The 13628-nt window shown below is 67.6% G+C and carries 15 protein-coding genes; 7 read left to right on the top strand and 8 right to left on the bottom strand.

Annotation, left to right across the window (positions count from 1 at the left end; all coding sequences use genetic code 11):
- Positions 1 to 10: 10 nt before the first annotated feature.
- Positions 11 to 1666, bottom strand: a complete 1656-nt coding sequence (gene argS / locus MLE18_RS12395) for an arginine--tRNA ligase (protein WP_243439117.1) — start codon at positions 1664 to 1666, stop codon at positions 11 to 13.
- Between the two features lie 109 nt (positions 1667 to 1775).
- Complete coding sequence (locus MLE18_RS12390; RefSeq protein ID WP_243439116.1) at positions 1776 to 2657, bottom strand: ACP S-malonyltransferase; 882 nt, start codon at positions 2655 to 2657, stop codon at positions 1776 to 1778.
- 151 nt (positions 2658 to 2808) lie between these two features.
- Here MLE18_RS12390 and MLE18_RS12385 point away from each other — a divergent pair, with 151 nt between their 5' ends.
- Entirely contained in the window at positions 2809 to 3456 is a 648-nt protein-coding gene (locus tag MLE18_RS12385) for a 16S rRNA (guanine(527)-N(7))-methyltransferase RsmG (RefSeq protein WP_243439115.1), read from the top strand.
- On the opposite strand, the gene MLE18_RS12380 is transcribed toward MLE18_RS12385, so the two are convergent.
- On the bottom strand, positions 3423 to 3644 hold the full coding sequence (locus tag MLE18_RS12380; RefSeq protein WP_336605582.1) for a hypothetical protein: 222 nt from the start codon (positions 3642 to 3644) through the stop codon (positions 3423 to 3425). The two genes, MLE18_RS12385 and MLE18_RS12380, sit on opposite strands and share 34 nt — an antisense overlap.
- A 32-nt stretch (positions 3645 to 3676) precedes the next feature.
- Positions 3677 to 4147, bottom strand: coding sequence for a 23S rRNA (pseudouridine(1915)-N(3))-methyltransferase RlmH (locus MLE18_RS12375; RefSeq protein WP_243439114.1), 471 nt, complete (start codon positions 4145 to 4147; stop codon positions 3677 to 3679).
- 103 nt (positions 4148 to 4250) lie between these two features.
- On the opposite strand from MLE18_RS12375, the gene MLE18_RS12370 reads away from it, so the two are divergent.
- The 4 genes from MLE18_RS12370 to MLE18_RS12355 are packed head-to-tail and all read left to right on the top strand — an operon-like array spanning position 4251 to position 8402.
- Complete coding sequence (locus MLE18_RS12370; RefSeq protein WP_243439113.1) at positions 4251 to 4814, top strand: DUF4390 domain-containing protein; 564 nt, start codon at positions 4251 to 4253, stop codon at positions 4812 to 4814.
- A gap of 44 nt (positions 4815 to 4858) precedes the next feature.
- Positions 4859 to 5794, top strand: coding sequence for a TIGR01777 family oxidoreductase (locus MLE18_RS12365; RefSeq protein WP_243439112.1), 936 nt, complete (start codon positions 4859 to 4861; stop codon positions 5792 to 5794).
- Between the two features lie 8 nt (positions 5795 to 5802).
- Complete coding sequence (locus MLE18_RS12360) at positions 5803 to 7140, top strand: HD domain-containing phosphohydrolase (RefSeq protein WP_243439111.1); 1338 nt, start codon at positions 5803 to 5805, stop codon at positions 7138 to 7140.
- Positions 7140 to 8402 (top strand): type III PLP-dependent enzyme domain-containing protein, encoded by a 1263-nt coding sequence (locus MLE18_RS12355; protein ID WP_243439110.1) that lies wholly within the window; start codon positions 7140 to 7142, stop codon positions 8400 to 8402. The genes MLE18_RS12360 and MLE18_RS12355 overlap by 1 nt, the downstream gene beginning before the upstream one ends.
- On the opposite strand, the gene MLE18_RS12350 is transcribed toward MLE18_RS12355, so the two are convergent.
- From MLE18_RS12350 to MLE18_RS12335, 4 genes are read right to left on the bottom strand one after another with little or no spacing between them, the layout of a single operon-like run.
- Positions 8386 to 9033 (bottom strand): ABC-type transport auxiliary lipoprotein family protein, encoded by a 648-nt coding sequence (locus tag MLE18_RS12350; protein ID WP_243439109.1) that lies wholly within the window; start codon positions 9031 to 9033, stop codon positions 8386 to 8388. The genes MLE18_RS12355 and MLE18_RS12350 overlap by 17 nt on opposite strands.
- Positions 9030 to 10019, bottom strand: coding sequence for an MlaD family protein (locus tag MLE18_RS12345; RefSeq protein ID WP_243439108.1), 990 nt, complete (start codon positions 10017 to 10019; stop codon positions 9030 to 9032). Before MLE18_RS12345 ends, MLE18_RS12350 begins: the two co-directional genes overlap by 4 nt.
- 7 nt (positions 10020 to 10026) lie before the next feature.
- Positions 10027 to 10785: an ABC transporter ATP-binding protein gene (locus MLE18_RS12340; protein WP_243439107.1), complete on the bottom strand. Its 759-nt coding sequence runs from the start codon at positions 10783 to 10785 to the stop codon at positions 10027 to 10029.
- On the bottom strand, positions 10785 to 11912 hold the full coding sequence (locus MLE18_RS12335) for an ABC transporter permease (RefSeq protein WP_243439106.1): 1128 nt from the start codon (positions 11910 to 11912) through the stop codon (positions 10785 to 10787). The genes MLE18_RS12340 and MLE18_RS12335 overlap by 1 nt, the downstream gene beginning before the upstream one ends.
- Before the next feature lie 176 nt (positions 11913 to 12088).
- Between MLE18_RS12335 and MLE18_RS12330 the strand changes: the two genes are divergently transcribed.
- Together MLE18_RS12330 and MLE18_RS12325 are read left to right on the top strand one after the other, a co-directional pair.
- Positions 12089 to 12655, top strand: coding sequence for a tetratricopeptide repeat protein (locus tag MLE18_RS12330; RefSeq protein ID WP_243439105.1), 567 nt, complete (start codon positions 12089 to 12091; stop codon positions 12653 to 12655).
- Positions 12656 to 13198: 543 nt separating this feature from the next.
- Positions 13199 to 13522, top strand: coding sequence for a hypothetical protein (locus MLE18_RS12325; protein ID WP_243439104.1), 324 nt, complete (start codon positions 13199 to 13201; stop codon positions 13520 to 13522).
- Positions 13523 to 13628 lie beyond the last annotated feature (106 nt).

Genomic DNA, 13628 nt, shown 5'->3' with positions numbered 1-13628 from the left:
AATGCTCCGTCTACATTTTTTCCGGGGCGGCCACACCCAGCAGATCAAGGCCGTTGCGCACGACCTGGGCCACCGCCGCCAGGATGAGCATCCTCGCGGCCATGAGCTCCTGGTCGGGAGCGGCCAGCACCGGGTGGGCCGTATAGTATCTGTGCAGCAGGCCGGCCAGCTCGCGCAGGTAAAAGCTCACCACGTGGGGGCTCATGGTCTGGGCGGCGCTGGCCAGGGTGTCGGGATACTGCTCCAGCATGCGCAGCAGGTCAAGGTCTTCGGGGGTGTCCAGGCGGGCCAGCAGCTCCGGGGAGGGCTGGGGCATGGCCACGCCGCGCTCTTCGGCCTTGGCGAACAGTGAGCAGATGCGGGCGTGGGCGTACTGCACGTAATAGACGGGGTTGTCCATGGTGCGCTGCTTGACCAGCTCCAGGTCGAAGTCCAGGTGGCTGTCGGACTTGCGGGAGAGGAACATGAAGCGCGCCGCGTCAACGCCCGTCTCGGCGCAGACGTCGGCCAGGGTCTCGAACTGGCCCGCGCGCGTGGACATGGCGATCTGCTCGCCTCCGCGCAGCAGGTTCACCAGCTGCACCAGGATGACCTTGAGGTCCTCGGGGTCGCGGCCCACGGCCTGCACGGCGGCCTTCATGCGCGGTACGTAGCCGTGGTGGTCGGCGCCCCAGATGTCCACCACGGTGTCGAAGCCCCGGCGGTACTTGTTGGCGTGGTAGGCGATGTCGGAGGCGAAATAGGTCAGCTCCCCGGTGGACTTGCGCAGCACGCGGTCCTTGTCGTCCCCGAAGCGGGAGGTGGCCATCCAGAGCGCGCCCTCCTGGTCGTAGGCCAGGCCCTTCTCGTGCAGCTCGGCCAAGGTGGATTCCACCTCGCCCCCGGCCACCAGGGACTTCTCCGAGAACCAGACCTGGTGCTCCACGCGGAACTCGGCCAGATCCTTCTTGATGCCGTCCAGGATGGACTTCATGCCGTACTCGTAGCAGATGTCCTGGGCCTTCTCGGGGTCCATGTCCGCGATGGCGGCCCCGTGCAGGGCGATGACCTCGCGGGCCAGGTCGATGATGTAGTCGCCCTTGTACCAGTCCTCGGGGTAGGTGACAGGCTTCTCCAGCACTTCCAGCAGGCGCACCCAGATGGACATGCCCAAAAGGCGCATCTGGCGGCCCGCGTCGTTGATGTAATATTCGGTGGAGACTTCGTGCCCGGTGGCCCGAAGCAGCCTGGCCAGGCTGTCGCCCACGGCCGCGCCGCGCCCGTGCCCGATGTGCAGCGGGCCGGTGGGGTTGGCGGACACGTACTCCACCTGCACCTTGCGGCCCTTGCCCGTATCCTGCTTGCCGTAAGCGTCGGCTTCTTCGAGAATCTGCGCCACCGTGCTCTGCCAGAAGGCGGGCGCGAAGGTGACGTTGAGGAAGCCCGGCCCGGCCACCTCCACCTTGGAGAGCGAGGGGTCGGCCGCCAGCAGGGCCGCGCGCAGCTCCTCGGCCAGGTCGCGGGGCTTCTTGTTAAGCTTCCCCGCCGTGAGCATGGCCACGTTGCAGGCCATGTCGCCGAACTTCTTGTCCTTGGGGGGCTCGATGGTGGCCTTCTCGGGCCAGGGTGCGCCCATTTCGGAGAGAATGGATTCCAGAAGCGACTTGAGATGGGTGATTGCGCGCATGGTGCTCGGTGTCTCGTTGTATGCCCGTTGGGGCGCTCACGTTGTGCGCGCGGCGGGAGCGTTGGCTCCGGCCGCGCGCGGGGTTGCGGTCATCTTCGGCCTGGCCTGCTCAGCAGGGCTGGTAGGCCTGCGCGGCCTCCAGGCTGGCCACGGAGACGGCGGTGAAGTCGTCCTTGCCCTCCAGGTTGGGCTTGACCATCTTGGTCAGCACGCCCTTGGGGCCAAGCTCCACGAAGTGGCGCGCGCCGCCGGCGTAGAGCGCGCCGACGGTGTCGATCCAGCGCACGGAGGAGGTCATCTGGCGGGAAAGCAGGCCCCTCAGCGCCATGGGATCGGCCTCAGCCGCGCCCGAGACGTTGCAGTACACCGGCACGGAGGGGGCGCGCCAGTCGGCCTTCTCCAGCACCTTGGCCAGTTCGGCGGCGGCTTCGGCCATCATGGGGGAGTGGAACGCGCCGCTCACCGCCAGGGGGATGGCCCGGCCCTTCACTTCCTTGCAGAGCCCGGCGGCCTGGTCCACGGCGTCCTTGCGGCCGGAAATCACGTACTGTCCGGGGGTGTTGTAGTTGGCCACCAGCAGGGTGCCGCCCGTGGCTTCGGCGGCGCGGGCCACGATGGACTCCACGTCTGCCAGGGAGACCTTGAGAATGGCGGCCATGGCCCCGTCGGAGCCCCCGGCCTCGGCCATGAGCCTGCCGCGCAGGCTGACCAGCTCCAGCACCTGGGGTGCGGGCAGCGCACCTGCGGCGGCCAGGGCGGCGTATTCGCCCAGGCTGTGCCCGGCCATGCCCATGGGGGAAATCTTCCTGGCCACCGTGCGCCAGAGGTTCAGGGTGGTCACGGTCATGGCGGGCTGGAGGTTGCGGGTGTCGGCCATGGAGGCGTCGTCGCCGTCCCAATATATGTCGCGCAGCTTCAGGCCGGAGACCTTCTCGGCGGTCTTCCACAGCTCCATGCTGTCGGCGTCGGCTTCGGCCAGGTCGCGGCCCATGCCTTTTTCCTGGGAACCCTGTCCGGGGAAGAGAACTGCTGTAGCGCAGGGGGTGGTTGTCACGGTGCAAGCTCCTTGCAGGCGGTGTCGGTCCGCCGCGTTGGTAGAGCATCCTTTGACGGGCGTCAATTCTTGGGCCATACCCCGGCGCATGGAGCATGGCAATCCCGATCCCCGGCAGGTGGCCCAGGCCGCGCAGGACTTGGGCCGGACCCTGGACGAAGCACAGGCGCAGGCCCTCGCGATGTATCTCGGCCTTCTTGAGAAATGGAACGCCCGCACCAATCTGGTAGGCCCGCGCAGCTGGCGGGCCATGCTGGAGGAGCTGGTGGCGGACAGCTGGCACCTGGCGGACCTGCTGGCGGGGCTCAGCCTGCCCGGGAACCCGGTGACCCTGGATTTCGGGGCCGGGGCGGGCATCCCGGGGGTGCCGCTGCGCGTGTTCTGGCAGGCGGGCACCTATGTGCTCATCGAGCCCAGGGCCAAGCGCGTGGCCTTCCTTCGGCAGTGCCTGGCCATGATGCGCCTGCCGCGCACCGAGGTGTTCGAGGGGCGCTGCGAGGCCCTGCGCCGCGAGGCGGACGTGTGCCTCTCCCGTGCCTTCCAGCCCTGGCGGGAGTTCCTGGGCACGGCCGCGCGGCACGCGCGTGGCGGGGTGCTGCCCCTGGTCGTGGTCTTCTCCAATGAGGAGGCGCCGGACGGCCCCGTCCCCCACGGCTACGTCCTGGCCGAGGCGCGGGCCTACCCCAGCCGGGGGCGCACCGGCTATTGCTGGGTCTTCTCGCCGAACATCTCCTGAAGCGAATCCTTGAAGATGAGCTTGGTGGCCAGCACGTCGGCCTGGTCCGCCAGGTTCATCAGCTTCTCCAGGAAATCCAGGATGCGCCCGCGCTTCTCCTCGTCGGCGTATTCGAAGTCCATCTCCAGGTCGCCCGAGGCGAAGTAGGCTTCCAGCTTGTCCAGATATTTCGTGTCGAACATGGGCATGGCTGCGTGTCCTTATTCGTGGCTATTCGTGCCTAATCGTGGTGGTATGGGTGTTTGGCCAATATGGTCATGCCCCGGTAGAGCTGCTCCAGCAGGACCACGCGGGCCAGATCGTGGGGCAGGGTGTAGGGGCCCAGGCTCATGGTCTCGTCGAAACGCTCGCGCACCTCGGGGCTGAAGCCGAACGGCCCGCCCACCACGAAGCAGGGGGCGCGGCCCGGGTCCTCCAGCCAAGCGGAGAGCTTGGCTGAAAGCCCCTTGGAGCCGTGGGCCCGGCCTCCCTCGTCCAGCCCGATCACCCGGTCGCGCGCGGTGACGGAGCCCAGCAGGGCCTGGCCTTCGCGGCGCATGCGCTGGGCCTTGTCCTTGGCGTCCTTGATGTCGCGGGTGCAGACCACCTCGCAACGCACGTAGCGCGAGAGGGCCTCGATGTAGTGGCGGGCGGCATCGGCGGCCCAGGGGGCCTTGGCCTCGCCCACGAACAAAAGTTTCAAGCGATTCATCGTGTTCAGGGAGGCTACCGCCGCCGATGGCTGTTGTCAAAGCCCGGACCATGCGTTAGGCAAAGTGGGGGCGATTGCGCCAGAGAAAACCGCGGGAATATTCATGCGCCGAATCGTGCTGCTTCTCATCTTGTTCCTGGTGTCCGGGCTTGCCGCCTGGCCCGGGACGGCGCACGCGCAGCGCATAACGCTCACCAACCTGGTGGTGGACAACCAGGAAGGCCGCGTGAAGGTGCGCTTCGGGCTGGGCATCAAGGCCGAGGAGGCCGTTCACGAGGCTCTGACGCGCGGCGAGGTCCTGGCCCTGGAGTGCAAGGCGGTGCTGGGCCGCAAACGGGACTACGTCTGGAACAAGGACGTGGCCCGCGCCGAGATGTCCAGCGAGCTGGTGCTCCACGAGGGCGGGCCCTACCAGATCGTGCTGCCCTCCAAACGCCAGGAGCACTATCGCGGGCGCGACGTGGCCCTGCTCATGAAGGAGGCCTGGGGCACCCTCTCCATGGACCTGGGAGAATGGAGCCAGATGGAGCGGGGCTTCACGTACTCGCTCTCACTGGAGATCCGCCTGGTGCGCCGTGAGGTGCCCGAGTGGGTGAAGAACACGGTCTTCTTCTGGAATTTCGACTTGGTGCCGCCGGTGAAGTATCAACTCGACTTCTCCTATTGAGCCTCCCGACCCAAGGGCCGGGCGATACGTAGAGGGGCACGGACATGGATGCGAGTTCGAAACGCGTGATCGTTGCCGGCGGGAGCGGATTCATCGGCAGGGCCTTGTGCGCGGCGCTGGGGGCCTCGGGCTGGCGGGTCCAGGTGCTCACCAGGGGGCCGGCGCGCCCCGCGGCGGCAGGAGGCCCTGAATTCGTCACCTGGGATGGGCTTACGGCGCACGGCTGGGGGCATCTGGCCGACGGCGCGGGCGCTCTGGTGAACCTCACCGGTGAGAACGTGGCCGCCGGACCCTGGACAACCAAGCGCAGAAGGGCCATCCTGGAAAGCCGGGTGAATGCGGGCCGGGCCATGGTCCAGGCCGTGGAACACGTGGCGCGGAACTCCGGCGCGCTGCCCAGGGTGCTGGTGCAGGCCTCTGCCGTGGGCTACTACGGAGATTCGCGCGATCCGGCCGTGGACGAGTCGCACCCTTCCGGGGGCGGCTTCCTGGCGGAGGTATGCCGCCAGTGGGAGGCCGCAAGCGCCCAAGTGGAGGCCCTGGGCGTGCGCCGCGCGGTGATCCGCTCAGCGCTGGTGCTCGGGGAAAAGGGCGGCATCCTGGCCAAGATGCTCCCGCAGTTCAAATTCTTCGCGGGCGGGCCGCTGGGCGACGGCAGCCAGGGCTTCCCCTGGATCCACATCGAGGACGAGGTCCGGGCGATCATGTTCCTGATGGAACGGGAGGACGCCTCCGGCCCCTTCAACCTCGCCTCGCCGCAAACCGCCAGCAACCTGGAGTTCTGCCGGGCCTTGGGGGCCGCTCTCTCCAGGCCGTGCTGGCTGCCAGCACCCGCGCCGCTGCTGCGCCTGGTTTTCGGCGAAATGGCCGACGACGTCTTTCTTGCCGGATGCAGGGCAGTGCCCGCGCGGCTGCTCGAGCTGGGCTTCACGTTCACGCATCCGGACCTTGCCCGGGCGCTCTCGGAACTCGCAGGCTAGGAGGCAACATGGGGAGTCGGCGCATCCTGGTCGTCGAGGACGAAGCCATCGTGGCCCTGGACATCCGCAACAGACTGACCCACCTGGGCTATCAGGTTGTGGCCATGGTGAGCACCGGGGAAGAAGCGGTGGCGCGCTCGGGCGACATGCGTCCGGACCTGGTCCTCATGGACATCATGCTCCCCGGCGGCATGGACGGCATAGAGGCCGCGACCCTCATCCGTGAGAATTTCGACATTCCGGTGGTCTACCTTACGGCCTACGCCGACCAGCAGACCCTGGCCCGGGCCAAGATCACCAATCCTTTCGGGTATATCATCAAGCCCTTCGAGGACCGGGAGCTCCAGACCACCATCGAGATGGCGGTCTACAAGTACGAGACCGACTGCAAGCTGATGCTCTCCGAGCGCTGGCTGGGCACCACGCTCAAGAGCCTGGGCGACGCGGTGGTCACCACCGGCCCGGCCGGGCTGGTGCAGTACATCAACCCCGTGGCCGAGGAGATGCTCGGCACCACGCTGGAGCAGGCCGTGGGCAAGTCCGTGCCGGAGCTATTCGGGCAGGAGGGATGCGCCCTGACCGCCACGGGCAGCCACACCTGCGAGCTGACCGGCGGAGATGGCGACGAGCTGCCCATAGAGGCCACAGTCTCCCCCATCCTGGACGACTGGGGCGCGCGCATCGGCACCGTCATGGTGTGCCGCGACATCTCGGAGCGGGTGCGCTCCGAGTACAGGATGCGCGAATATGTGGCCTCGCTCAACCGCACGCTGGAGGCCACGGTCTCGGCGCTGGCGGTCACGGCCGAAAAGCGCGACCCCTACACCGCCGGCCACCAACAGCGCGTCTCGGCCCTGGCCTGCGCCATCGCCCAGGAAATGGGCCTCGAAGAGGAGCGGGTGCGGGGCCTGCGTGTGGCGGGGCTGCTGCATGACATCGGGAAGATATACATCCCGGCGGAAATACTGGCGAAGCCCTCGACGCTCACTTCCATCGAGATGGGTCTGATCAAGACCCACGCCGAGGTGGGCCACGAAATCCTGGAGCACATCCCCTTCCCCTGGCCCGTGGCCCGCATGGTTCTGGAGCACCACGAACGCATCAACGGCACCGGCTACCCCTCCGGCCTGCGCGCGGACCAATTGCTCCCGGAATCCAAGATACTCTCCGTGGCCGACGTGGTGGAGGCCATGAGCTCGCACAGGCCCTACCGCGCCGCCCTGGGCCTGGCCCGCGCCCTTGGGGAGATCTGCGACAACAGGGGCGAGCTGTATGACCCCGAAGCGGTGGACGTCTGCGTGCGGCTCTTCGAGAAGGGCTACACCTTCGACACCGAGGCCGGATGATGCCCGCCGCGCCTTTCGAGCGGGCCTCGGCCCTGCTCCGCGCCGCCCTGGAGCAGGGCGCGCTGGACCGGGAGGACACCGCCGTCCTGCTCTACGACCTGGACGCCCTGGACGCCCGCCTCCAGGAGCTGGACCTGGCCTTCCCCGCCTCCACCCTGCACGCCGTGGCCGTGAAGGCCGCCCCTTTCCCCTGGCTGCTGGACCGCCTGGCCGACGCCGGGGCGGGCCTGGAGGCCGCATCCCTGCCGGAGCTGCGAATAGCCCTGGCCAGCGGCTGCCCGCCTGAGCGCGTGGTGTTCGACTCCCCGGCCAAGACCGTGGCCGAAATCAGCGAGGCCCTGGAGCTGGGCGTGGGCCTCAACGCGGACAACTTTCAGGAGCTTGAGCGTCTGGACGCGCTGCTGGCGGGCGCCAAACCCAGGGGACCCGTGGGGCTGCGCGTGAACCCGCAGGTGGGGCAGGGGGCCATAGAGGCCACCAGCGTGGCCGGGCACTATTCCAAGTTCGGGGAACCCATCGAGAAGCGCGCCGAGATCGTGAAAGCCTACGCGGACCGGCCCTGGCTCAGGGCCCTGCACCTGCACGTGGGCTCCCAGGGGTGTCCGCTCGAGCTGATGGCCTCGGGCGTGCGCGCCGTGCTGGACCTGCGCGCGGAGATCGAGGCCGCCTGCGGCCCGGGGCGCATCCGTCGCTTCGACATCGGCGGGGGCCTGCCCGCCACCTACCGCCCGGACAATCCCGCTCCCGGCTTCGCGGACTACGCCGCCCTGCTGCGGCAGCGCTGCCCGGAGCTGTTCACGGGCGAGATGGAGCTTGTCACGGAGTTCGGCCGGGCCGTGTTCGCCGGGGCGGGCCTGGCCGCGAGCCGCGTGGAGTACGTGAAGCGCCAGCCCGGGCACCGCACCGCGGTGATCCACCTGGGCGCGGACATGTTTTTGCGGCCCTGCTACGCCCCGGAGACGTGGCACCACGAGGTGGCCGCCGCCAACCCGGACGGCTCGCTCAAATCCGGCCCCGTGGAGGATTGGCACGTGGCCGGGCCGCTGTGCTTCTCCGGGGATTTCCCCGCCCGTGCCGCCCCCCTGGCGGAGGTGGCCCCGGGGGACTTCATCTTGATCCGTGACGCCGGGGCCTACACCCTGGGCATGTGGTCGCGCTACAACAGCCGCCAGATACCCAAGGTCGTTGGCGTGGAGGGCGGCAGGGCGCGCGTGCTCAAGGAGCGCGAGACGCCCGAGAAGGTAGTCACTTTCTGGAGTTGAGCGCCTGCCGGATGTCCGCTTCGAGTTCCGCCAGTATTTCCGCCAAAGCCTTGTTGTAGGCCTGGGCCAGGGCCGCCGCGTCGCCGCCGCCCGGCTGGAAGGCCACCACCCTGCTGTAATCCTTCTCGAAAAGCACCGTATAGGCGTCCCCCTTGTTGGCCACCAGGAAGAACTGGGCCTCCATCACGGCCTTGGGCGCGCCCTTGTCCGTGAAGTCTCCGTAGAGGGCGTTGACCATGCCCTCCAGCAAGTGGGTGTCCGCCACCTGGCTGGTCGAATCCACCACGTTGCCGAACAGGCCCGCGCGGGCGAGCCACTGGCGCACCTGGCCAGTGAGGTTCTGGGCGGGCTGCGTGAAGAACGTGTTGTAGTAGTCCGAGTCGAAGCGCGAGTCGCCCAGGCGGTAGACCATCTCCTTGCCCTGGAAGGCCGGGTTGATCTGCAGGGGGCGCACCTTGAGCACCGTGGCTGCAAGGGGCGCGTTCTTGGGGGCCGGGGCCGCCTCGGGTCGTTGGGCCGAGATGTTGAAGAGCCTGCGGTCCGGGGCCGGCCGGGAAAGGGGCGGGGAAGCGCAGGCCGCGAGCGTCGCGGCCGCCAGGCACAGGATCAGGGCTTTGAGCGGCGTTCTCATCGCTTCTCCGGGTGCACCTTGGCCGGCGGGGCCCCGAAGATCAGGCGCGAGGGGTTGCGCTTGGCGTCGCCGGTGAGGTCGTTGAGGTTTTCCATCATGCGCTTGCCCTGCTGGAGCAGCTCCTGCACCTCGTCGCGCTGGCTGCCCATGAGCAGGCCAAGCTCCCGCAGGAAGCGGCGCAGGTCGGACACGGCCTGGGGCAGGTTCTGGGTGGAGACGTTCAGGTTGTTCAACAGCTGCCCCAGGTTGGCCAGCGACTCGCGGGCCTCCTTGCTTTCGATCAGGGCGGCGAGCTGCTGGTTGGTGCCGCGCAGGTCCTGGATGAGCGAGTTGACGTTGCCGGTGAGCCCGGGGACGTTGGCGTCCTTCACGGCCTCGCGCAGCACCACCAGCAGGGAGTTGATGTTGCCCACGGCCTGGTCCACCCCGGCCTCGTCGATCTTGCGCAGCAGCTTGGAGAATGTCTCGAAGGTCTCCTCCAGGCGGGCGATGGTGCTGGGGGAGGAGGGCACGTAGGGGTATTGCGGGGTCCAATCGATGGGCAGCGGCTTGCTTGCCCCGCTCCTGGCGTAGTCCATCTCCAGGTAGGCCGTGCCCGTGAGCCCCTGGGGGGCGATGCGGATGCGCAGCCCGTTGGCCACCTCGCGCTCCAGGGCCTCGCGCAGGCCGGAAGCTCCGCCGCCGGCCAGCGGCGTGCCCGGGTCCAGGGCCATCTCCACCAGCACGTAGCGGAAGGGCACGTCCTTGATGTCGTGGTACTTGTTGAACACGAAGCGCACCCGCTCGATGGAGCCGATCTTCACGCCCTTGAATTTAAGGGGCGAGCCCACGTCGATGCCCTGCACGGACTCGTTGAAGTAGGTCTCCAGCATGATCTTGTCCTGGCGCAGGGCGCCTATGCCGAAAAAGATCAGGGCCATGATCAGCAGGGCGACCGATCCTATGACGAACAGGCCCAGCTTGAAGTAGTTGGACGGGGCGCTCATGCTTTCCTCACGGCTCCGTGGCCGGCGTGCGGTTGAAGAATTGCCGGACTTTGGGGTTCGCGGACGTGTCCCGCAGGAGCGCCGGAGGCCCCTGCGCGATGATGCCCTTGGCCTGGGCGTCGAGCATGACGGCCTGGTCCGCGATGGCGAAGATGCTTGCCAACTCGTGGCTGACGATGACGAAGGTGATGCCCAGGTTGCGCGACAGCGAGAGGATCAGCTCGTCCAGCCCGGCCGAGGTCACGGGGTCGAGCCCGGCCTGTGGCTCGTCCAGGAAGAGGATGGCCGGGTCCAGGGCCATGGCCCGGGCGATGGCCGCGCGCTTCTGCATTCCCCCGGAAAGCTCCGAAGGCAGCTTGTGCTCCGCCCCGGAAAGCCCCACCTGGGCCAGCTTCACGCGGGCCACAGCCTCGCGGGCGGCCAGGGGCAGGCGCGTGAACTCCTCCAGGGGCAGGCAGACGTTCTCCATGAGCGTGAGCGAGCCGAACAGCGCCCCGGACTGGTAGGTCACGCCGAAGCTGCGCAGGATGCGCTTGCGCTCCCGTCCCCTGGCCGTGGTGATGTCGCGCCCCTCAATGAATATGTGTCCGCTCAGGGGCTGGTGCAGCCCGATCATGTGCTTGAGCAGGGTGCTCTTGCCGCAGCCCGACCCACCCAGAATCACCGTCACCTCGCCCCGCGCGGCCTCGAAGCTCACGCCCTGCAGCACGGCCTCGCCGCCGTAGCCGGCGCACAGGTTGGAGACGACGACGGCGGGCGCTTCCATCACCAGCCCAGGGAGTAGAAGGTCACGGCGAACACGCCGTCGGCCACGGCCACCAGGATGATGCCCGCCACCACTGCGCTGGTGGTGGCGCTGCCCACGGAGCTGGCCCCGCCGCTGGTGCGCAGCCCGCGTTGGCAGCCGATGGCGCAGACCAGCAGGCTGAACGCGCAGGACTTGAACAGCCCCCCCAGCAGGTCGGGGAGGTGCACGGCCATCTGCACCTGGTTGATGAAGGCAGCCAGGGGGTAGCCCAGGGAGAGCATCACCATGGCCCCGCCTATGAGCCCGGCCAGGTTGAAGAACATGGTGAGCAGCGGGGTGACGGCCATGGCCGCGCCCACCCGGGTGACCACCAGGAAGCGCACCGGGTCCAGCCCCATGGTCTTGAGGGCGCTGATCTCCTCGTTGACGTTCATGGTGCCGAGCTCGGCGGCGAAGGCCGAGCCGGAGCGCCCGGCCAGGATGATCGCCGTGACCAGGGGGCCGAGCTCCCGCAGCATGGAGAGGCCCAGCAGGTTGGCCACGAATATCTCCGCGCCGAAGCGGCGCAGCGGCATGGCGGACTGGAAGGCCATGATGAGGCCCATGAGGAAGCCTATGAGCACGATGATGGGCAGGGCGTTGGCCCCGGCGGTCTCGGCCACGTGCAGGGCGTCGCGCCAGCGCACCCGGCGCGGATTGGCCAGGGCGGCGGCGAAGGCCGCGCAGAACTCGCCCACGAAGGCCACGATGGAGGCCATGTCCTCCAGGAGCACGGCGGTCTTGCGCCCCACCTCCTCTGCAAGGCTGGGACGCTGGAGCGGAGCGGGGGGCGGGGCCACGTCCGCGGGCGAGAACTGCTCGAATAGGACGCGGAAGCGCTGATCCAGCCCGGTGAGGGCGAAGACCGCTCCGCGCTGTTCGGCCTGGCGGCGCAGCTCCAGCAGCAGGGCCAGGCCCGAGCCGTCGCAGAAGCTCACCTCGCTGGCGTCCACGCGCAGGCTCGTTCCCGGCCCGGCGGCCAGCTGCGCGGCTTTGGACCAGAGCCGGGCCACGCCGGTGGCGTCCAGGCGGCCGGAAAGGCGCAGCTCGACGCCGCCGGGAATGGCGGCGTGCGTCATGGTGGCGGAGAGGTTCTGGACTGGCATGGGAAAACTCGGTGGGCCGATGCGCTGTCTTCGGCTTGTACGCCAGGGCTTCTGGCCGGTCAATTGAGGAGTCCCGGTCCGGGCGTTTTGCCGCACGGAATAGTGCTTGCCCCCGGGGGCTAAATTGTGCAGATGTTGAAGGTAGTCCCTCTAACACTCTCTCAGGAGGAACCCACATGAGAAACAGGTCGATCATCTTGTTGTTCGTGCTGGCCGTGTGCGTGTGCGCAGCACCAGCGTTCGCAGCCAAGAAGAAAGGAGCGACGTCCGAGCAGCAGCAGCTGGGCGCGGAATACGCCAAGGCCGTGGAGCTCGTGAATGCCCGCAAATGGAAGGCCGGCATGGAGGCCATGACCGCCATCATCGATAACCCCAAGACCAGCAAGGACGTCCTGCCCAACGCCTATGCCGACAGGGGCGTCTGCTACTCCAACACCAAGATGCCCGCGGAGGCGGTGAAGGATTTCGACAAGGCACTGGAGATGCGCCCGGACGTGGCGAGCACGCTGTACAACCGCGCTCGCGCCCTGGCCATGCTGAACAAGCATGAAGCCGCCGTGAAGGACCTCACCCGCGCCATCGAGCTGTCCCAGCCGAGCATCATCACTGCCGGGTATTATTACAACCGCGGTGTGAGCAACATGGCCCTGGACAAAACGGCCGAAGCCAAGGCCGACTTCAAGGCCGCCAAGAAGCTCAATCCCAAGCTGAAGATTCCCATGAAGGCCAAGGACACCATGTAGGCTCGACCGGGCCCCTCCCGAGAATGGGGGAAACCCTGCATCACAGAGGCTCCCGGGCATTTTGCCGGGAGCCTTTTCCATTGCCGGACGGTCATCTGGCCTGATCGGGGCCTCATTTATTTTCCGGAAATTTTTCCGCCTGCCTCAAATATCATACCCTCGAAAACTGGAGCCCCGTCCGGCGGCCTTCTCCCGGGCTTTGCGGCGCCCAGCCCCTGGTGCGCCTCCAACCTGCCGCGAACGCGACAGGTTCCCGGAAACGGAGCGGGCTCAGCGAACTCTCGCCCAACAAGCTGTGAAGGAATCCCTTCACGGTGTGAAGGAAAGCAGCAGGAATAATCGCGCAAAACTTTGCGCGATTTTTGTTGTTGGGTTTTGATATCAGCATGTTGGTGAACTTCAAAGGGCGCTTGGCATGATGGGTGCTTCATGCCCGTCGTCACATGGCGGCCGGGATGCGGACGCGGCGGCATGACCGCCCGCCCTCAACCCGGGAAGGATCGTCGGTGACAGACATCATGCAAGTGCCTTTGGAGGTTTACTATGTTGGCATACCCCGCCCCCCGCTGGTTGAAGCTCTGTCGTAAAGCCCTTGTTCCCGTCATGATGATGATCGCGGTGCTGTTGTGCGGCACCCAGGCCTCCGCGATGACCATCAGCTACACCTACGACACCACCACCCGCGTGGCCAAGGTCGTATACGGAAGCGGACTCAGCAGAAGCATGGTGCTCGACGAGGAGGGCAATGTCCTTCACGCCGCCACGCAGGCGCAAAGCGTGCTGCTCCACGGCATGATGGCTCTGCTGCTGCCCGGCCAGGGCTCCGTGTCCCAGGCCCAGGGCCTGCAGACCTCAGTGCTGCAGTAGGACAGCCGGGTCACGAATCACACTGAAATTCAGGCGCTGAGGCCTGTGTGAACGCGGCGCGGCGGGGGGCGCACCACCGCGCCGCCGCGCGGGGGGGGTTTAGGGT

Source organism: Fundidesulfovibrio soli (genome assembly GCF_022808695.1).
Taxonomy (GTDB): Bacteria; Desulfobacterota; Desulfovibrionia; order Desulfovibrionales; family Desulfovibrionaceae; genus Fundidesulfovibrio; species Fundidesulfovibrio soli.
This window is presented reverse-complemented; position numbering and strand designations above follow the sequence as displayed.

Excerpts from the sequence above, each read along its gene's own strand:
- argS (WP_243439117.1), bottom strand. The coding sequence starts at position 1,666 with ATGCGCGCAATCACCCATCTCAAGTCGCTTCTGGAATCCATTCTCTCC.
- MLE18_RS12390 (WP_243439116.1), bottom strand. The coding sequence starts at position 2,657 with ATGGGCCGCGACCTGGCCGAAGCCGACGCCGACAGCATGGAGCTGTGG.
- MLE18_RS12385 (WP_243439115.1), top strand. The coding sequence starts at position 2,809 with ATGGAGCATGGCAATCCCGATCCCCGGCAGGTGGCCCAGGCCGCGCAG.
- MLE18_RS12380 (WP_336605582.1), bottom strand. The coding sequence starts at position 3,644 with ATGCCCATGTTCGACACGAAATATCTGGACAAGCTGGAAGCCTACTTC.
- MLE18_RS12375 (WP_243439114.1), bottom strand. The coding sequence starts at position 4,147 with ATGAATCGCTTGAAACTTTTGTTCGTGGGCGAGGCCAAGGCCCCCTGG.
- MLE18_RS12370 (WP_243439113.1), top strand. The coding sequence starts at position 4,251 with ATGCGCCGAATCGTGCTGCTTCTCATCTTGTTCCTGGTGTCCGGGCTT.
- MLE18_RS12365 (WP_243439112.1), top strand. The coding sequence starts at position 4,859 with ATGGATGCGAGTTCGAAACGCGTGATCGTTGCCGGCGGGAGCGGATTC.
- MLE18_RS12360 (WP_243439111.1), top strand. The coding sequence starts at position 5,803 with ATGGGGAGTCGGCGCATCCTGGTCGTCGAGGACGAAGCCATCGTGGCC.
- MLE18_RS12355 (WP_243439110.1), top strand. The coding sequence starts at position 7,140 with ATGCCCGCCGCGCCTTTCGAGCGGGCCTCGGCCCTGCTCCGCGCCGCC.
- MLE18_RS12350 (WP_243439109.1), bottom strand. The coding sequence starts at position 9,033 with ATGAGAACGCCGCTCAAAGCCCTGATCCTGTGCCTGGCGGCCGCGACG.
- MLE18_RS12345 (WP_243439108.1), bottom strand. The coding sequence starts at position 10,019 with ATGAGCGCCCCGTCCAACTACTTCAAGCTGGGCCTGTTCGTCATAGGA.
- MLE18_RS12340 (WP_243439107.1), bottom strand. The coding sequence starts at position 10,785 with ATGGAAGCGCCCGCCGTCGTCGTCTCCAACCTGTGCGCCGGCTACGGC.
- MLE18_RS12335 (WP_243439106.1), bottom strand. The coding sequence starts at position 11,912 with ATGCCAGTCCAGAACCTCTCCGCCACCATGACGCACGCCGCCATTCCC.
- MLE18_RS12330 (WP_243439105.1), top strand. The coding sequence starts at position 12,089 with ATGAGAAACAGGTCGATCATCTTGTTGTTCGTGCTGGCCGTGTGCGTG.
- MLE18_RS12325 (WP_243439104.1), top strand. The coding sequence starts at position 13,199 with ATGTTGGCATACCCCGCCCCCCGCTGGTTGAAGCTCTGTCGTAAAGCC.